Source organism: Sphingobium sp. B2, assembly GCF_007693735.1.
Lineage (GTDB): Bacteria > Pseudomonadota > Alphaproteobacteria > Sphingomonadales > Sphingomonadaceae > Sphingobium > Sphingobium xenophagum.
On the sequence record NZ_VDBZ01000001.1, the window covers coordinates 2,665,265 to 2,682,163 of the forward strand.

The following is a 16,899-nucleotide window of genomic DNA, read 5'->3' on the forward strand; positions in this document are numbered from 1 at the left end:
GGAGCCATGCCGATCTTCAAACGCGTTCGCAGCCGTCGGCCCGACGATCAGGACATGAGCGAGACTGCCCGACCGCAACGCCGCCTTCGCATATTGCTGATCGACGAAAATCCTACCGCGCGCGCCGTCGTCGCCCGCCGCCTGTCGCACCTGAACTATGACGTGGCGCTGGCGGAAAATGGCTTTGTCGCGGTCAACCTGCTCGTTACGCGCCCGGCCGACATCATCCTGATCGACATGGGGCTGACCATGTTGCCCGCGATCGCGACGATGAAGAAAATCCGCGCCGCGAACCTTTCCGCCTCCGCCTGCTTCGTCATGCTGACCGGACGGCTCGACAGCCAGTCGACTGTGGAGGCGCTGGAGGCCGGGGCCGACGACCATGTCGTCAAACCGTTTGATTTCGACGTGCTCGACGCGCGGCTGCGTCATCTGTGCCTGCGCGCAGAAACGCTCGGCACGCTCACCCGTCACAATGCAGAACTGGACGCCCGCATCGCGCGGCGCGCCGTCGAACTGGGCGAAACGCGCGAAACCCTGCGCGAACTCCAGGCCGACCGCGCCCGCCTCGTATCATCCATCCAGGCGCTGCATGACGAAGTCGAACGCCTGAGCGCGCAACAGGGCTGAGCCACGCATCGCCGTCCGTTTCGAACGGACGAGATTTAGGCTATCCCCTCGCCCAACGTCACCCACAGCGACAAGCCCTCACCCGGATGATCAGGCGGCCCGTCCGCCACGATCCGCGCCGCATCCGCGCGCGCCCGGTCGAGGATCAAGGCGGGCACTGACGGCGGATGGTAGATTCTGTCCGCTTCCCCCAGCAACCGCGCGGCGCGCAGCGTCAGTTCATCCGGATCGTCCGACGATAGACGGATGGATACCAACCGCGCTGCCACCGCCTGCCCCTCTGCCGCCAGCCACGCGCCAAGTGCATCCGCCGCGTCGGCCCGTAGCGGATCGATCATCCCACCCGGCGCAAGGCCCGCGTCTATGCCCCGCCGCCGCGCGCCGGCATCTGCCCAGCGCGCCCTGAGCGCCCCGCGCGCGGCCAGCAAGCCATCCGCCACTTTTCCCAACCGCGCGGGCCGCATCGCCTCCAGCCTCTGTCGCCTGTCTCTTATACACATCTAGATGTGTATAAGAGACAGGCGCCCTGATCGCCCCGCGCGCGGCCAGCAAGCCATCCGCCAATTTTCCCAACCGCGCGGGCAGCATCGCCTCCAGCCTCTGTCGCAGCGCCTTGGCCAGCCCCGCCGACGCCCCGCCCGTGCCGATCGCGATCAGCACCGGATCGCGGTCGACGATCGCGGGCAGGGTGAAATCGCACAGGTCTGGATTGTCGGTCGCATTGACCAGCACGCCGCGCGCCCGCAGCCGCTGCGCCGTCGCCGCGTCGCCATCCGACACGATGGCGATCCGCGCAGCGCTGTCCTCCTCGCCCACGATTTGCGCGCCCGCCCGCTCCAGCAGGCGGCGCTTGGCGTCGGCCGCCTCGCCCGCCCCGGTCAGGATCACCGGCCTGCCCGTCAGGCGCAGAAAGACGGGCAGGCTGTGCATCAGTCGGCCAGCCAGTCCGGAATGCTATCGCCAGCGATCAGCGCCTCGATCGGCGGACGCGCGCGCACCACCGCCCATTTGTCGCCCGATACCAGCACTTCGGGGGTCAGCGGGCGGCTGTTATAGGTGCCCGCCATCGTCGCGCCATAAGCGCCCGCGGTCATGAACGCGACCAGATCGCCCGCGGCCACCACGTCCATGTCGCGGCCCATGGCGAAAGTATCGCCCGTCTCGCACACCGGCCCCACCACATTGGCGGCGGCGCGCTGCCCCGCCGGGGTCACCGCGCGAATATCATGCCAGGCGTCATACAGGCTTGGCCGCAACAGGTCGTTCATCGCCGCGTCGACGATGACGAAAGGCGCCTTCGCGCCCTGCTTCACCCGCACGACCCGCGACAGCAACGCCCCCGCATTGCCCACGATCACCCGGCCCGGTTCGAACATCAACCGCACCGGCCAGTCCTGCGTTACCCGGCACACCATGTCGCCATAGGCCGCCGGGCTGGGCGGCTCGGGCAGGGCGGGGTTATAGGGGACGCCCAGCCCGCCACCCAGATCGGCGGTGCGAATGTCATGGCCCGCATCGCGCAGCGCCGCGATCAGCGCGCCAACCTTGGTAAAGGCCGCCTCCAGCGGGGCGAGGTCGGTCAGCTGGCTGCCGATATGGACGGCAACGCCCTGCACATCCAGCCCCGGCAGATCGCGCGCGGCGGCATAGCTTTCCAGCGCTCTGGCATAGGGGATGCCGAACTTGTTTTCCGACTTGCCGGTCGAAATCTTGGCATGGGTACCCGCATCGACGTCCGGGTTGATCCGATAGGCCACCGGCGCGCGCTTGCCCATCGACAGGGCGACTTGCGACAGCATTTCCGCTTCCGGTTCGCTTTCCAGATTAAACTGGAAAATGCCATGGTCCAGCGCCAGCCGCATTTCCTCAGCCGTCTTGCCCACGCCCGAAAAGACGATGCGGTCGGCCGGAATGCCCGCCGCGATCGCGCGCAGCAATTCCCCGCCCGACACCACGTCCGCGCCCAGGCCCAGTTTCGCCAGCGTCGCCAGCACCGCCGCATTGGGGTTCGCCTTGACCGCAAAGGCGATCAGCGGATTGTGAAGGCTGCCCAGTGCGTCGCGGAACACGCCGACATGGCGCGTCAGGGTCGCGGTCGAATAGACATAGACCGGCGTGCCGACCGCATCGGCGATCGCCGCCATCGGCACCTGCTCCACCTGCATGGCGCCGTCCACATAGTCGAAATGGTCCAAATTCCGGTCCTCAGTCTCTTATTGGGGCTGCTTTTCGGGCGGCAGGTCAAATTCGTCCGCCTGTCGCTTTTGCGACTGGGTCAGCAATTCCACATTGCGTTGCGGCCGTGCCTGGGTCGATGGCGTCATCAACTGCGCGGCGGTCGGCGAAGTCGCCGCGCCCACCGGCACCGCTGGCAGCTCCTGGCCCGCAACGGGCTTCAACGGTTGCCGCCCACCGCAGGAAACCAGCGCCAGCGCGGTAAAGGCCAGTCCCACGATCGTCCGAATCGTCATGATCCCAATTCCTCCTGCGCCTGCGCGATCCGCGCCCGCACCTGCATGGGCGCCGTGCCGCCATGGCTCATCCGGCTGGCGACCGACGCATCGACCGTCAGGACCGCATAGACGCGATCGTCGATCCGCGCGTCGATGCCCTGCAACGTGGCGATGGGCAGCTGGTCGAGCGGCACGCCCGCCGCTTCCGCCGCCGCCACGGCACGTCCGGTGATATGGTGCGCCTCGCGGAAAGGAATACCCCCTTCGCGCACCAGCCAGTCGGCCAGATCCGTCGCGGTGGCAAAGCCGCTTTCGGCCAGGCCGCGCATCCGGTCGGTGCGGAACGTCACCGTTTCGATCATCCCGGTCATCGCCGCGATCGACAGGGCCAGCAGGTCGTGCGCCTCGAACACGGGCGGCTTGTCGTCCTGCATATCCTTGGAATAGGCGAGCGGCAGCCCCTTCATCGTCACGCACAGCGCGTTCATGCAGCCCATGATCCGCCCGGCATGGCCGCGCACCAGTTCGGCGGCGTCGGGATTGCGCTTTTGCGGCATGATCGAGCTGCCGGTCGAATAGGCGTCGGGCAGCTTGACGAAGCCGAAGGGCTGGCTGGCCCAGATGATGAACTCCTCGGCCAGCCGCGACAGGTGTAGCGATGCCTGCGTTGCCGCCATCAGATAATCGAGCGCGAAGTCGCGGTCGCTCACGCTGTCCAGGCTGTTGTCGGTCGGCTTGGCAAAGCCCAGAGCCGTCGCCGTCGCGTGTCGGTCGATCGGAAAGCCGGTACCGGCCAGCGCCGCCGCGCCCAGCGGGCATTCGTCCGCCCGCGCCCGCGCATCGGCAAAGCGGCTGCGGTCGCGGCGCACCATCTCATAATAGGCCATCAGATGATGGCCCAGCGTCACCGGCTGCGCCGACTGCAAATGGGTAAAGCCCGGCATCACCGCATCGGCATTCTCGTCTGCCCGCGCCAGCAGCGCGCGTTGCAGGCCGATCAGCCCCGCCTGCACCTCGTCGATCGCATCGCGCACCCACAGGCGGAAATCGGTCGCCACCTGATCGTTGCGGCTGCGCGCGGTGTGCAGCCGCCCGGCGGTCGGGCCGATCAGCTGCGCCAGCCGCGACTCGGTGACCATGTGGATGTCCTCAAGGTCCAGGTCCACCGGCACGCCATCGGCTTCATATTCCGCCGCGATCCGGTTCAGCCCCTCGGTAATCGCCTGCGCATCCTCGCCATCGACGATGCCCTGCTTGGCCAGCATTGCGACATGCGCCTTCGATCCTGCGATGTCCTGCTTCCACAATCGCTTGTCGAATGGGATGGAGGCATTTATCTCGCGCATGATCGAAGCGGGGCCGGCCGCGAACCGGCCACCCCACATGCTGTTGGAGCCTTCTCCCTTGGAACCCCCATTGTCCCGATCTGCTTCACGCGCGCTGATGATACTGCTCCTGACTGCCGGATTGGCGGCCTGCGATAGGCAATCGCCGCCCGCTGGGCAAGCCAATGCAAGCATGAGCGGTGAGGTTCCCGCGTCAGGCAATGCCTCGCAGGGAGACGGCGAGTTCAGCTATCGGCTGGACCGCAGCAAGGCGGGCACCCCCGCTCCCACCTTCGCCTTCCAGAATCCCGACGGGGGCGAGGCTACCTTGCAGGATTTCGCCGGGCGCCCGATGCTCGTCAATCTGTGGGCGACATGGTGCACCCCCTGCGTCGCGGAAATGCCAACGCTCGACCGGATCGCGCAAAGCTATGGCCCCAGGGGGCTGGCCGTCCTCACCATTTCGCAGGACACGCAGGGGGCAAAGGCGGTCAAGCCCTTCTTCGCCAAGCATCCCCTGCCCCATCTCAAGGGCTGGGCTGACCCGGACAATCATTTCGGCTTCGACTATGCCACCGGCCTGCTCCCCACGACCGTCCTTTATGACGCAAAGGGCAAGGAAATGGTCCGCGTGATCGGCGCGATGGATTGGGAAGGGGCGGAAGCCAGGGCGCTGATAGAGGCCGCCATGGCGTCCTGACCACACGGCTCTTTGGCGCAGCCGCAAAATCGACTTACGCGGCTGCGCCTGCCCAATAACGCCTCGTTTCCGACATAGAAACGAAGTAGAAACAATCCACAAATCTGTAATTTTTGTGCAGCGCAATAGAGGATCGGCGCTGCCCCTTCGTCATTCCCCCTGTCATCGATAAAGCTGAACAGGGGGCATGAATGACACGGTTATCGGCGCTTAAACTCTCACTGATCCTCGCATCGTCCTGGTCCGCCTGCGCCATCGCGCAAGACGCGCCGCAGGAACCACAGGTTGACGAAGGCACAGCGATCATCGTCACCGGCACGCGCGCCGTCGGCATGCAGGCCGCAGACAGCGCCGCACCGATCCAGGTGCTCAGCCAGGACGCCATCGCCCATGTCGGCCAGCCGAACCTCAACCAGGTGCTGACCCAGATCGTACCAAGCTTCACGGCCCAGACGCAAGGCACCGACCTTTCCAGCTTCTCGCTGTCGGCCCGTCTGCGCGGTCTCAGCCCCAACCACACGCTGGTGCTGGTCAACGGCAAGCGCCGCCACGGCAATGGCATCCTTCAGGTGCTCGGTGCCTTCTCCGGCTCGGCCGCGCCCAGCATTGATCTTATTCCGCCAGACTCGGTCGAACGCGTCGAAGTGCTGCAGGAAGGCGCCGCCGCCGTGTATGGCACGGACGCCATTGCAGGCGTCATCAACTTCATTCTGAAGGATGATCCAGAGGGCGGCTCGATCAAGCTGACCGGCGGTCAGCATTATGACAGCGAAGGCGAACTTTTCTCCGTTTCCGGCAATTATGGCGTCCGGCTTGGCGAGGACGGCTATATCAACCTGTCCCTGTTCCATCGCCGCCAGGACTATACCACGCTTGGCGAAGGCCAGGTGCAGGTGACGAAGCTGGATGGCACGCTCCAGCCCAATGCCCCTGCCCAATGGTCGAACCTTACCGGCGACGCGCTGGCCGGGATCAATGGCGGCCAGCCCAAGACCGAACTCAACCTGCTCTTCTACAATGCAGGTTATGATTTTGGCGGCGTGGAAGTCTACAGCTTCGGCAGCCTCGCCCGCCGCGAAGGCTGGGCCAAGCAGGGCTACCGTCATCCCAAGCGCATCTGCTACGAATCCGGCAATCTGGGTGGCGGCGTCACGCCCGCGGCCTACAACCCCAATATCTGCTACAGCAATACCGGCACTGTGGGCATGGTCCCGCTCCAGCATGTGATCGAGGATGAATATAGCTTCACCGTCGGCGCGCGGGGCGAAACGGCAGGCTGGAACTATGACCTGAGCACCACCTACGGCAATCAGAAGAACGACATCTGGACCGAGAGGTCCGCCCATCGCGAAGTCTGGCAGGAAAGCTATGCCGCGTCGCTATTGGGCGTCGGCGTTCCCAACACGCCTGACAAGGCCTATGACGGCGGCTTCCGCCTCAGCCAGACCACAGTGACCGCCGACATCCGCAAGGAATTCGACATAGGCATGGCCACTCCGCTGACCTTCGCGTTCGGCGGCGAATATCGCAAGGACACCTATGAAATCGTCCAGGGCGATTTCTATTCGACCTACAAGACCGGGGTTCAGTCCTTCCCCGGCTACAAGGCGACCGACGCCGGGCGTTTCAAGCGCAGTTCGCGCGCGGGCTACCTGAACTTCATCGCCAACCCGGTCGAAGGCTGGAGCGTCGATCTGGCGGGCCGTTACGAAGATTATACCGATTTCGGCGATACGCTGATCGGCAAGATCACGACCCGCTACGATATTTCGGATGCCTTTGCGGTCCGCGCTACGGCCAGCACCGGCTTCCGCGCACCGACACTGGCCGAACAGAAATATTCGACCATCAACGTGGGGCCGACCAGCGCCGTCGCCCAGCTTCCCGCTGGCACGCCCGCTGCCGCCCTGCTCGGCTTCGACTCGCTTGGCCCGGAAAAATCGAAGAACTTCTCGGCGGGCATCGTTCTGCGCCCTGTGCCCCGGCTGGCGATCACCGTCGATGCCTATCTTATCAAGATCAAGGACCGCATCGCCGCTACCGCATCGCGCAACGCCGTCCAGGGCGGCGTGATCCAGCCCGGCGCAGCGGCGATCTTCGACGCGCTGGCGGCCGCCGGCATCGTTCTCGATACCGCGCTCCAGACGGTTGGCGTGCAAAGCTTCACCAACGGCATCAACACGGAGACCAAGGGCATCGACTTCTCCGCCAGCTATCCGGTCGCGCTTGGTTTCGGCACGCTCAACCTGTCGCTGAACGGCAATTACAACAAGACCAAGATTACCAAGAACAAGGTCGGCTATCCGCTGTTCAACGCCGCGTCGGAAAGCAATATCGAAGATACGACGCCCAAATATAAGGTCGGCTTCGGCGCCCTGCTGAAGGCTGACAAGCTGACTGTCAACCTGCGCGAAACCCTCTATGCCAAGCAAAGCGTGCTGGTCCGTCCGGGCGTCGGCAGCGGCGTGATCCCCGATGGCGGCTTCCTGATCGCCGACGGCGCGCTGATCAACGGCGTCAATGCGAACCAGCTCTATTTCAACGGCGTGGTGAAACGGGCAATCATCACCGACCTGGAGGTCGGCTATGATTTCACCGACAATGTCACCTTCTCGATCGGTGCGAACAATCTGTTCGACAAGATTCCAGAAGTGCCCAAGCTGGTGACCGGCACCGGGGTGGTCGTCAATCCCGGCGTGTCGCCCTACATCAACGGCTCCGGCTCCTATAACAGCCCCTATAACCACGGCGCTTATGGCACGTCGGGCGGCTATTATTACGCCCGCATCGACTTCAAATTCTGATCGACCGTTAAATCATGTCATAAAGGAAGGGCCGGTTCGGAAACGCACCGGCCCTTTTCCGTCCGACAGGGGTCCGTCCATGCAGCCATTCGCCCTCCTCGCCGCGCTCAGCCTGACCATCGCAGCACCCGCCATGGCGCAGCAGGCGATGCCCGCGGCTCTGCCCTTCTCCCCCGCCGTCCGCGTCGGCGACACGCTCTATCTGTCCGGCCAGATCGGGCAGGTGCCGCCGGGCATGGACCCGCACGGGCAAGGGTTTGACGCTGCGGTCAGGGCGGCGATGGATTCGGTCGGCAGGATATTGGCCGACAACGGCCTCGACTTTGGCCATGTCGTCAAATGCACGGTGATGCTGGATGACATGGCCGACTGGCCCCGCTTCAACGCGGCCTATCTCCCCTATTTCAAGGGCAAGCGCCTGCCCGCGCGCAGCGCCTTTGGCGCCGATGGCCTGGCGCTGGGCGCGCCGCTGGAAGTGGAATGTATCGCCGCTTACCCGTAACCATCTCCGTATTTGGCTCAGATCGCCACCGCCTCCCGCAGCAGCAGCACCGGCACGCCATCGCGCACCGGATAGGCCAGCCCCGCCGCATCGGACAGCAATGCCCCGCGCGCATCGTCCCAGCGCAGCGGCGTGCGCGTCACCGGGCAGACCAGCTTGGCCAGCAGCCACGGGTCGACCGGCGCACCAGCACTTGCCCAAGTCATTGCATCGTCGCGCCGCCATCGCGCTCGATCCGGCCGAAAATCTGCATCAGCTGGATGATCCGTTCCGACCGTTCGCCCAGCGTGTCCGCCTCCAGCAGCGTCTGCTTGGCCGCCGCGTCGAATGGCGCGATCTGGGCGATGCCGTTGACCAGCGCCATATCATCGAGACGCGACACCGCCGTCCAGTCGACGACATAGCCCAGCGCATCGGCAAAACGGCGCGATTCCTGCTCCAGCGCCGCCCGCTCTACCGCATGCAGCACCTCATCCTCCTGCGGTGCCTGCATCACATCGGCCTCGATCTGGCGGAACTGCGTCGTTACCGGCAATTCGCGCACCACCTTGAACCGCGCCAGCCCGGTCAGGATGATGTTGAACCGCCCATCGTCCAGCGCCTCGATATGGCTGACATGGCCCAGGCACCCCATGTCGAACAGCGGCGGCACCGGCCCGTCGCCACGCGGCTGGATCATGCCGATCCGCCGGTCCCGCGCCATCGTGTCCTGAATCAGCGCGCGGTATCGCGGCTCGAAAATATGCAGCGGCAAATCCATGCCGGGCAGCAGCAGCGCGCCGGACAGCGGGAATATCGAGACGCGGGCGAGAGGCACCGGCCGGGCCGTCAGGCGAACAATATCTGCGACAGCTTGCGACGCTGCGCCGATACCCAGGGATCTTCCAGCCCGACTGCCTCGAACAGGGTCAGCAATTGCGTCCGCGCCGCGCTGTCGTTCCACGCCCGGTCGCGCCGCACGATCTCCAGCAGCGCCTCCGCCGCGCCGTCCCGGTCGCCATTGGCCATCAGCCCGCCCGCCAGTTCGAACCGTGCGGCATGATCGTCCCGGTCGGCTGCGACTTTGGCCTCCAGCCCCGACAGGTCGGCCACCGGCTTGGCGTCACGCGCCAGGGCGATCGCCGCGCGTGCGCGGTCCACCGCCTGATCCTTCGCCGCATCGGCGGGCAGCGCGTCCAGCACCGCGTCCGCCTCGTCCAGCTGCCCCATCGCCACCAGCGCGCGCGCCTGGCCGGACGCCACATCGGCATGGCCGGGCACCATGTCGGCAATCTGGGCAAAGATCGACAGGGCGCGCTCGGCATCGCCCGCCGCCAGCGTTTCCTCGGCCATGGCGATCAACGGCGCGATTTCCAGTTCCTGCGCCTTTTCCTCCGATTCGATCGGCAACTGGCCCAGCAACTGGTCGAGATATTGTTTGAGCTGCCCTTCGGTCCGCGCCTGGGACAGGTCGGCGACCGGCTGCCCCTGGAACACGGCATAGACGGTCGGGATCGACTGGACCCGGAACTGGCTGGCGATAAAGCCATTTTCGTCGACATTCACCTTGACCAGCTTGACGCCCTTGGCCGCATAGTCGGCGCACACCTTCTCGATGATCGGCGTCAGCTGCTTGCACGGACCGCACCATTCGGCCCAGAAATCCACGATCACCAACTGCGTGCGCGAAGGCTCCACCACGTCGCGGCGAAACGCCTCCACGGCCAGCTTGTCGGCCTCGCTCATTCCCAGGGTCGCCACGCTTTCATCTCCTGCCACTGCGGTACGTCGCCGCCTCCATAGCCCGCAATATGGGGAGCGTCACCCTCCCCGCAAGGCAGGAGATACGCGCGCTGCAACAAACTCGCCCGCTCCCCTGCCCGGATGCCCAACGCCAGTATTCTATGGGTGGCCGGGTGGGGGAGCGGGCCGGTGCGGCAGCACAAATGCGCTCTTTCGCGCATTTTTCAAAAACTTCTCAGAAAGTATAGCCAACCCCGAGCGCGGCGAGAAACTGGTTCTTCGACCCGGCAATCGCCACCACGGGCGAATCGGCATAGCGGCCCAGCATCCGCGAATAGCCAATCGCGCCGACGATCACCCATCCCTTGCGGATGTCGCCGGACAGGGAATAGCCCCCCGTCAGATTGGCGTTGACGCGCCGGAACCCGGAACCGCTGCCGCCGCGCGTATAGACCGGCAGGCCGCTTGCCAGCGCGCCCGCTGGATCGACATCGAAATAATAGCGGCCAAACTTCTTGCCGACATAGTCGGCCGACAGGCCGACGCCCGCAAAGCTGCGGATCGACAGCGGCGTGAAATATTCGATCGCGGGGGTGACGATATAGCTTTCATGCGCGCCCGCGACATCCTTGGTCACCGCGACCCGCGCGCTCAGATTGTCATAGGCGCTGGTAATGATCCCGGTCTTGCCGATGCCGACATAGCCGCCGACCTCCACTGCGGTATCGCGCTTGCCCAGCGCTTCGACCGCGCGGTCCTTGATCTGCTTGCGGCTGGTCCGGTCCAGCCGGACGCCCACGGCCGGTCCCGCCTGAAAGTCGATGCCGCTATCATCCCGGTTGGGAATGGCATCGAAAAACAGCATGGGACCACGGGTGAAGAAGGCATGATCCTTCACCTTGCCGCGCAATTGCGGGCCAACGATCAATCGGGAATCGTCGGACCCTTCATAGCTGGGAACGGAAGCGACGCCCACGCCGATGGTCAGGCTGCTGTGATCCTCCGCCTCCTGCGCCAGCGCGGGCGCGGCGGCCATGAAAGGAAGGGTAAGGAGGAGGATGCGGGTAAGCTGGTTCATAAGGCCCCTGTTCAGCCAATGGCGGTCGGCCAGAGAATGTTTCACGTCGGTTACAGGTTCCGCCGGATATGCCTACAGGAAATATTTGACCCGGATATCCTGTTCCACCGGCGCGCCTGCGACCGCAAAACTGGCCGATCGGAAACTGGGCGCGCCAAAGCGCAGCACCGGATTGCGGGAAAAGCCGACCCCCTCGCGCGGGATGCCCGCGAATGTATCCAGCTTGCCATTGCCATTTTCGTCATGGACGATCGCGATGGCGTAGTCGCCCGGCGTCACATTGCCGATCGTCACCGCGCCGCCCCTGGCCGCTACCGCAAAATGCCGCTTGTCGGGATCATCGCTGCAATCTGGGAAATAGCGCGGCACCCGCGTCACGCACACCAATATCTGTCCCTTGGTCGATCGCAGCCCCTCCAGCGCCATGATGAGCGGCTGCGGCTGCCCCAGCGGCGCCGCGCCCAGCAACAGCGGAACCAGCAACATCAACCCACCGACCCGCCCCTTCACGCGCGCGCCTTTGCCGTAAAATCGCCCAGCCCCCGGTCCGTGCCGCACAATCGGTCCCAGACCCGGAAATAGAGGCCGTAATTGCAGGCATAAAGGTCATGATGCCGCTGATGATGGGTGGCGGTGATCAGCCAGCCGCCCAATGGCCCGCGCACCATCCAGCGCGGAAACATCTCCCACCCCATATGATTGCTGACCCCCATGATCGTCATGATCGTCAACACCGCCGCCAGCGCGCCGACATGGATCGGGATGATGAACACCAGCGCCGGTATCACGACCGCCCCGGTCAGCGCTTCCCAGGGGTGAAAACTCATCGCCGCCCAGGCCGTCGGCGGGCGGCTGGCATGATGCACCGCATGGGCGATGCGAAAGGGCTTGGGCCGGTGCATCCAGCGATGCGTCCAGTAAAACCATGTGTCATGTGCGGCCAGGTAAAGCAGCACCGACACGGGCAAATACCAGATCGGGAAGGCTGCCACATCGGTATAGATGCGCGTCCATCCACGCGCCTGCCATCCCCATGCGACGACCCCGGCGGGGATGCCGTAAATCAGCGCGGACAGCAGCGACCAGCCGATCTCCCTGCGCATCTGCCGCTCCAGCCCGCGATACAGGCCCGGCTGCCGCACCCGCGTCGCCAGCGCAAAACCACCGCTCGCCAGCAGATAGCGAACGCCGACAATGGCGCTCATCGCCAAAGCGGACCAGAAAATAGCTGCGACCATCCAGCGCCTATAGCCCAAACAAATCCCGGCATCCCAACGAAAGCTGCAATCCCGTCTTTTTCTTCGCACCACTGTGACATCCTCCCCTTGCAGGGGAGGTGGCAGCACGACGTGCTGACGGAGGGGTGTTACCCTATCGAGACGGCGACACCCCTCCGTCTGGCCTGCGGCCCGACACCTCCCCTGCAAGGGGAGGATGATCGGTTGCGCGCGCCTAAGTCCGTGGCCGCGCCTGCCGATAACTGCCCAGCATCCGCACCCATTTGGTGTGGAATTCCAGTTCCGCCAGCGCCCGGTCGACCGCCGGGTCGCCCGGCATGCCTTCAATATCGCAGAAAAACTCCGTCGCGGCGAAACTCGCGCCGCGTTGATAGCTTTCCAGCTTGGTCATGTTGACGCCGTTGGTCGCAAAGCCGCCCATCGCCTTGTAGAGCGCGGCGGGGACATTCTTCACCTCGAACAGGAAAGTCGTCATGACCGGCCCGACATTGGCAACCGGCATCCGCGGCGCGCGCGCCAGCACCAGGAAGCGCGTTACATTGTCGTCGCTATCCTCAATATTCTCCGCAATCAGCCGCAGGCCGTAAATCTCCGCCGCCAGATAGGGCGCGATCGCCCCTTCGCCGGGCAGGCGCGTTTCCGCCACCAGCGCCGCTGCGCCCGCCGTATCGGCATAGGCGACCGGCTGGATGCCCCGTTCGCGCAGATAATGGCGGCATTGGCCCAGCGCCTGGGGATGGCTGATCGCGCTTTTGACCGGGCTGTTGTCCGGCGCCATCAGGCAATGTCGCACGCGCAGGAAATATTCGTCCACGATGGACAGGCCCGATTCGGGCAGCAGGAAATGCATGTCCGCCACCCGCCCGTGCAGGCTGTTTTCGATCGGGATGATCGCCCGTTCCGCCTGTCCGTTGCGCACCGCATCGATCGCATCCTCGAATGCGAAACAGGGCAAAGGCACGCAATCGGGCGCATAGCCAAGCGCCGCCAGATGCGAATTGGCCCCCGGCGCGCCCTGATAGGCGACGGCGCGGGCCGGGTCGGCGGCGGCTTTTTCAGCCAGTTGCGCGACAATCGCGCGCGCGGGGGCGGGATAGTTTTCCATGGATGGCTGCGCGCTTAGGCAGTTGCGCGGGGCCGCGCAAGCGTCGGCGGCGCAAGCGCGACACGCCCCTGCGCATTTGTGGTGTCAAGCCGGGTTGCACGTTCGCGTGTCCGCCATTATGGCAACGGCCAAGAGGGGGCGCCAAGACAGCCGCCCGAACAGAAATGCAAGGGAAATCGAGCGAAATGGGCGATCGTTTCAATACCGTAGCGGGCTGGGCGCTGTTCGCTGGCATTATCGCGCTCGGCGGCGCGATCGTCAGTTCCAAATATTTCCATGACGAACGGCCCGAACCGATGGGCTATGCGATCGAAGGCGTCGAGGCTGAAGGCGAAGGCGCGGCTTCCGGCCCCGGCCTCAACACCCTGCTGGCCAGCGCGGACGTCGCAGCGGGCGAGAAGGTGTTTGCCAAGTGCGCCGCCTGCCACACCATCACGTCGGGCGGCGCCAACGGCATCGGTCCCAACCTGTACGCGACGGTCGGCGAGGAAATCGGCAAGGGCAAGGCCGGTTTTGCCTTCTCGGCGGCGCTGTCCGGCAAGGGCGGCAGCTGGACCTTCGAAAATCTCGATCACTGGCTGAAAAGCCCGCGTGAATTCGCGCCTGGCACCAAGATGACCTTTGCGGGCCTTGGCAATCCGGTCGATCGCGCCAACCTGATCGCCTGGATGAACACACAGGGTTCCAACCTGCCGCTGCCAGCTGCCGACGCTGCGCCGGCCGCCGAAGGCGCGAACGCCGCCGAAGCCGAAGCGGGCAACGCTGCCAATGCGAGCGAAGCTCCGGCAGCGAACGCTGCCGAGTAAAGCCCGATCGGTACGCCGGTCGACATATGCGAATTGACGGGCGCGGCACTGGTTGCCGCGCTCGATTCGTTGGCGGACCTGCGCATCGCGGTGTTCAGGGACTTCCCCTATCTCTATGACGGGGACCGCGCCTATGAGCGCGATTATCTGGCCGCCTACGCCGACAGCCCCGGCGCGCTGGTCGTAGGCGCCTTTGCCAGGACCGATCAGGGCGACAGGCTGGTCGGCGCCGCCACCGCCGCGCCGATGGCCGATCATGCCGCCGCCTTCGCCGCCCCGTTCCGCGCGCGCGGCATGGATATTGGCCATGTCTATTATTTCGGCGAATCGGTCCTGCTGCCCGAATGGCGCGGCCATGGCATCGGCCACGCCTTTTTCGACCGGCGCGAAGCCAGGGCGCGCGACCTTGGCTTTTCTATCGCCGCCTTCTGTGCCGTCATCCGCCCGGCCGATCACCCTGCCCGCCCCGCCGGCTACAGCCCGCTCGACCCCTTCTGGCACAAGCGCGGCTTTGCGCCGGTCGATGGGCTGATCGGCCAGTTTGGCTGGAAGGACAGGGGCGACGCCAACGAACGCGACCACCCCATGCAATTCTGGGTGAAAAGGCTGGACTGATCGTCCCTTAGCGCTCCGGCACCCAGACCGCGCCCTTGATGTGGCGGATCAGTCCGTCCGCATCGAGCAGATAGAGGATCAGAAACTCCACATCTGCGCTGCCACCACGATTGACCGGCGTCATGCCCGGATAGCCCTTTTCCGCCAGCACGGCCGGGGTCAGATCCTTCAGCCCTTCAAAGCGGATGACGACATGGGCGACGAAGCCGTCCTGGCCCGGATAAAAGCCGCGGAACAGCACGGTTTCGCGGATATAGTCATGGAAAAACGCATAGAATTCGCGGAACGCCGCCTTTCCCTGGACCTTGAACCCCGCATTTTCCAACGCGAAATCGTCGGCAAAGAACGTCTCCAGCGTCTTGTAGTCGCGCGCGTTGAACGCGGCGACATAGGCCAGATAATCCTGTTCGGTAAATCGCATGATCCTCTCCTTTGGGGACGATCATAACGAATGTTAGTATTTCGGCAACCGATTGTCCCGCGCGCCTCAGCGCTCTGCGACCAGCACTTTGTCGATCTTGCGCCCGTCCATATCGACAATCTCGAAACGGAAACCCTGATCGTCGACGAAATCGCCGACTTCCGGCAGGCGCTTGAGCAGCCACAGCGCATGGCCCGCCACGGTCGCATAATCGCGATCCTCCGACAGCAGGATGCCGATCCGCTCGGCCAGCTGGTCGATCGGCATCTGCCCGGATACCAGCAGGCTGCCATCCTCCCGTTCCACCACGTCGGGTTCGTCATAGGCGTCGCGATCGGACGCGAAATGGCCCGCAATCGCCGACAACAGGTCGGCCGGGGTCACGATCCCCTCGAAATGGCCATATTCGTCATGGACCATCACCATCGGCACGTCCGACCGGCGCAGCACTTCCAGCGCGTCCATCGCATCGACCTGGTCAGGCACCACCTCCGCCTTGCGCATCAGCGCACCGACATTCAGCGTCTCGCCCCGGAACAGCGCGCTCATGATGTCGCGCGCCTGGACGATGCCGACAATATCCTCCACCGATCCGCGCCCCACCGGCAACCGGGTATGGGGCGTTTCCAGCAATCGCGCGCGAATCGTCGCGTCATCCGCCGCAATGTCGATCCAGTCGACGTCCATGCGCTGCGTCATCACCTCGCGCACCGGCCGGTCGGCCAGCCGCACCACGCCTGAAATGATCGCCCGTTCGCTTTCCTCGATCACGCCCGACCGGCTGGCCTCCGCGACGATCAGATGCAGCTCCTCGGCGGTCACATGCTGTTCCGATTCGCGGTTCATCCGCAACAGCTTGAAGATCAGCGCGCTCGACCCGTCGAGCACCCACACGACCGGCGCAGTCGCCTTGGACAGCCACAGCATCGGCCCGGCCATGATCACCGCAATCGGTTCGGGCGCGCGCAGCGCAAATTGCTTGGGCACCAATTCGCCAATGATCAGCGATGCATAGGTGGTAAAACCGATGACCAGCGCAAAGCCCAGATTTTCCGCTGCATTGGACGACAGGCCTATGCCCAGATTCTGGCCCAGCGCATAGAGCCGCTCGCCGACCGGGCCGCCCAGGCTCGCGCCCGAATAGGCGCCCGCGACAATGCCGATCAGGGTGATGCCGATCTGCACGGTGGACAGGAATTTGCCCGGATCGCTCGCCAGCCGCAATGCCGTCGCCGCGCCCTTGCGCCCGGCCTTTTCCAGCCCCTGCAAGCGCGGCTTGCGCGCCGATACGATGGCAAGCTCCGACATCGCGAAAATACCGTTCAACGCCACCAGGGCGAGAATGATGAAAAGATCGGCCCAGGGAAAGGGCGTCGGATTGGGAAGGGGGATCGTGGCCATGGCGGTCAGCGACCTCCTATAACCGTTATTCTTTCAATTGCACAACATCCCCATCATCGCCCGTTCAGTTCGCTTGTGGAACAAACACATAGCTCGGTG

The 16,899-nt window shown here is 64.8% G+C and carries 20 protein-coding genes; 6 read left to right on the forward strand and 14 right to left on the reverse strand.

What is annotated here, in order from left to right; genetic code table 11:
- Positions 1-6 precede the first annotated feature (6 nt).
- On the forward strand, positions 7-630 hold the full coding sequence (locus FE851_RS13075; protein ID WP_017183853.1) for a response regulator transcription factor: 624 nt from the start codon (positions 7-9) through the stop codon (positions 628-630).
- A gap of 35 nt (positions 631-665) precedes the next feature.
- On the opposite strand, the gene FE851_RS26760 is transcribed toward FE851_RS13075, so the two are convergent.
- From FE851_RS26760 to argH, 5 genes are read right to left on the reverse strand one after another with little or no spacing between them, the layout of a single operon-like run.
- The gene (locus FE851_RS26760; RefSeq protein ID WP_261370927.1) at positions 666-887 is read right to left on the reverse strand and encodes a hypothetical protein; all 222 of its coding nucleotides are present in this window, start codon (positions 885-887) and stop codon (positions 666-668) included.
- Complete coding sequence (locus FE851_RS26765) at positions 850-1,560, reverse strand: bifunctional precorrin-2 dehydrogenase/sirohydrochlorin ferrochelatase (protein WP_261370928.1); 711 nt, start codon at positions 1,558-1,560, stop codon at positions 850-852. Before FE851_RS26765 ends, FE851_RS26760 begins: the two co-directional genes overlap by 38 nt.
- A complete protein-coding gene (gene lysA, locus FE851_RS13090; protein ID WP_145203015.1) occupies positions 1,560-2,825 on the reverse strand; it encodes a diaminopimelate decarboxylase in 1,266 nt (421 codons plus the stop codon). The genes FE851_RS26765 and lysA overlap by 1 nt, the downstream gene beginning before the upstream one ends.
- An 18-nt stretch (positions 2,826-2,843) precedes the next feature.
- Positions 2,844-3,101, reverse strand: a complete 258-nt coding sequence (locus tag FE851_RS13095; protein ID WP_017183850.1) for a hypothetical protein — start codon at positions 3,099-3,101, stop codon at positions 2,844-2,846.
- Entirely contained in the window at positions 3,098-4,468 is a 1,371-nt protein-coding gene (gene argH, locus FE851_RS13100) for an argininosuccinate lyase (RefSeq protein ID WP_145203019.1), read from the reverse strand. Before argH ends, FE851_RS13095 begins: the two co-directional genes overlap by 4 nt.
- Positions 4,469-4,526: 58 nt before the next feature.
- Between argH and FE851_RS13105 the strand changes: the two genes are divergently transcribed.
- The 3 genes from FE851_RS13105 (at position 4,527) to FE851_RS13115 (ending at position 8,414) form a co-directional block, all read left to right on the forward strand.
- Positions 4,527-5,108, forward strand: a complete 582-nt coding sequence (locus FE851_RS13105; protein WP_145203022.1) for a TlpA family protein disulfide reductase — start codon at positions 4,527-4,529, stop codon at positions 5,106-5,108.
- Positions 5,109-5,299: 191 nt separating this feature from the next.
- On the forward strand, positions 5,300-7,912 hold the full coding sequence (locus FE851_RS13110) for a TonB-dependent receptor plug domain-containing protein (protein WP_145203025.1): 2,613 nt from the start codon (positions 5,300-5,302) through the stop codon (positions 7,910-7,912).
- A 79-nt stretch (positions 7,913-7,991) separates the two neighbouring features.
- Positions 7,992-8,414, forward strand: a complete 423-nt coding sequence (locus FE851_RS13115; protein ID WP_145203029.1) for a RidA family protein — start codon at positions 7,992-7,994, stop codon at positions 8,412-8,414.
- Between the two features lie 17 nt (positions 8,415-8,431).
- Here FE851_RS13115 and FE851_RS13120 read toward each other — a convergent pair whose 3' ends face one another.
- The 7 genes from FE851_RS13120 to FE851_RS13150 form a co-directional block, all read right to left on the reverse strand.
- On the reverse strand, positions 8,432-8,620 hold the full coding sequence (locus tag FE851_RS13120; protein WP_130751817.1) for a Trm112 family protein: 189 nt from the start codon (positions 8,618-8,620) through the stop codon (positions 8,432-8,434).
- Positions 8,617-9,231 carry an LON peptidase substrate-binding domain-containing protein gene (locus FE851_RS13125; protein WP_017183844.1) on the reverse strand — a complete coding sequence of 205 codons (615 nt, stop codon included), beginning with the start codon at positions 9,229-9,231 and terminating at the stop codon, positions 8,617-8,619. Before FE851_RS13125 ends, FE851_RS13120 begins: the two co-directional genes overlap by 4 nt.
- Positions 9,232-9,242: 11 nt before the next feature.
- Positions 9,243-10,154, reverse strand: a complete 912-nt coding sequence (locus tag FE851_RS13130; RefSeq protein WP_186378815.1) for a tetratricopeptide repeat protein — start codon at positions 10,152-10,154, stop codon at positions 9,243-9,245.
- A gap of 217 nt (positions 10,155-10,371) precedes the next feature.
- Positions 10,372-11,214, reverse strand: coding sequence for a MipA/OmpV family protein (locus tag FE851_RS13135; protein WP_145203032.1), 843 nt, complete (start codon positions 11,212-11,214; stop codon positions 10,372-10,374).
- A 72-nt stretch (positions 11,215-11,286) separates the two neighbouring features.
- The gene (locus tag FE851_RS13140) at positions 11,287-11,724 is read right to left on the reverse strand and encodes a DUF2141 domain-containing protein (protein WP_145203035.1); all 438 of its coding nucleotides are present in this window, start codon (positions 11,722-11,724) and stop codon (positions 11,287-11,289) included.
- Complete coding sequence (locus FE851_RS13145) at positions 11,721-12,452, reverse strand: sterol desaturase family protein (RefSeq protein WP_145203038.1); 732 nt, start codon at positions 12,450-12,452, stop codon at positions 11,721-11,723. Before FE851_RS13145 ends, FE851_RS13140 begins: the two co-directional genes overlap by 4 nt.
- A 214-nt stretch (positions 12,453-12,666) precedes the next feature.
- Entirely contained in the window at positions 12,667-13,557 is an 891-nt protein-coding gene (locus FE851_RS13150) for a prephenate dehydratase (protein WP_017183839.1), read from the reverse strand.
- Between the two features lie 185 nt (positions 13,558-13,742).
- On the opposite strand from FE851_RS13150, the gene FE851_RS13155 reads away from it, so the two are divergent.
- Positions 13,743-14,363 carry a c-type cytochrome gene (locus FE851_RS13155; RefSeq protein ID WP_019053092.1) on the forward strand — a complete coding sequence of 207 codons (621 nt, stop codon included), beginning with the start codon at positions 13,743-13,745 and terminating at the stop codon, positions 14,361-14,363.
- Positions 14,364-14,396: 33 nt separating this feature from the next.
- The gene (locus tag FE851_RS13160) at positions 14,397-14,978 is read left to right on the forward strand and encodes a GNAT family N-acetyltransferase (RefSeq protein WP_145203041.1); all 582 of its coding nucleotides are present in this window, start codon (positions 14,397-14,399) and stop codon (positions 14,976-14,978) included.
- A gap of 7 nt (positions 14,979-14,985) precedes the next feature.
- Here FE851_RS13160 and FE851_RS13165 read toward each other — a convergent pair whose 3' ends face one another.
- Complete coding sequence (locus tag FE851_RS13165; protein ID WP_017183836.1) at positions 14,986-15,399, reverse strand: nuclear transport factor 2 family protein; 414 nt, start codon at positions 15,397-15,399, stop codon at positions 14,986-14,988.
- A gap of 66 nt (positions 15,400-15,465) precedes the next feature.
- A complete protein-coding gene (locus FE851_RS13170) occupies positions 15,466-16,800 on the reverse strand; it encodes a hemolysin family protein (protein WP_107123367.1) in 1,335 nt (444 codons plus the stop codon).
- Positions 16,801-16,899: the final 99 nt, after the last annotated feature.

What these genes read in the sequence shown, in the direction of transcription:
- FE851_RS13075 (WP_017183853.1), top strand. Translation starts at nt 7, where the DNA reads ATGCCGATCTTCAAACGCGTTCGCAGCCGTCGGCCCGACGATCAGGAC.
- FE851_RS26765 (WP_261370928.1), bottom strand. Translation starts at nt 1,560, where the DNA reads ATGCACAGCCTGCCCGTCTTTCTGCGCCTGACGGGCAGGCCGGTGATC.
- FE851_RS13095 (WP_017183850.1), bottom strand. Translation starts at nt 3,101, where the DNA reads ATGACGATTCGGACGATCGTGGGACTGGCCTTTACCGCGCTGGCGCTG.
- argH (WP_145203019.1), bottom strand. Translation starts at nt 4,468, where the DNA reads ATGTGGGGTGGCCGGTTCGCGGCCGGCCCCGCTTCGATCATGCGCGAG.
- FE851_RS13105 (WP_145203022.1), top strand. Translation starts at nt 4,527, where the DNA reads ATGATACTGCTCCTGACTGCCGGATTGGCGGCCTGCGATAGGCAATCG.
- FE851_RS13110 (WP_145203025.1), top strand. Translation starts at nt 5,300, where the DNA reads ATGACACGGTTATCGGCGCTTAAACTCTCACTGATCCTCGCATCGTCC.
- FE851_RS13115 (WP_145203029.1), top strand. Translation starts at nt 7,992, where the DNA reads ATGCAGCCATTCGCCCTCCTCGCCGCGCTCAGCCTGACCATCGCAGCA.
- FE851_RS13120 (WP_130751817.1), bottom strand. Translation starts at nt 8,620, where the DNA reads ATGACTTGGGCAAGTGCTGGTGCGCCGGTCGACCCGTGGCTGCTGGCC.
- FE851_RS13135 (WP_145203032.1), bottom strand. Translation starts at nt 11,214, where the DNA reads ATGAACCAGCTTACCCGCATCCTCCTCCTTACCCTTCCTTTCATGGCC.
- FE851_RS13145 (WP_145203038.1), bottom strand. Translation starts at nt 12,452, where the DNA reads ATGGTCGCAGCTATTTTCTGGTCCGCTTTGGCGATGAGCGCCATTGTC.
- FE851_RS13150 (WP_017183839.1), bottom strand. Translation starts at nt 13,557, where the DNA reads ATGGAAAACTATCCCGCCCCCGCGCGCGCGATTGTCGCGCAACTGGCT.
- FE851_RS13155 (WP_019053092.1), top strand. Translation starts at nt 13,743, where the DNA reads ATGGGCGATCGTTTCAATACCGTAGCGGGCTGGGCGCTGTTCGCTGGC.
- FE851_RS13165 (WP_017183836.1), bottom strand. Translation starts at nt 15,399, where the DNA reads ATGCGATTTACCGAACAGGATTATCTGGCCTATGTCGCCGCGTTCAAC.
- FE851_RS13170 (WP_107123367.1), bottom strand. Translation starts at nt 16,800, where the DNA reads ATGGCCACGATCCCCCTTCCCAATCCGACGCCCTTTCCCTGGGCCGAT.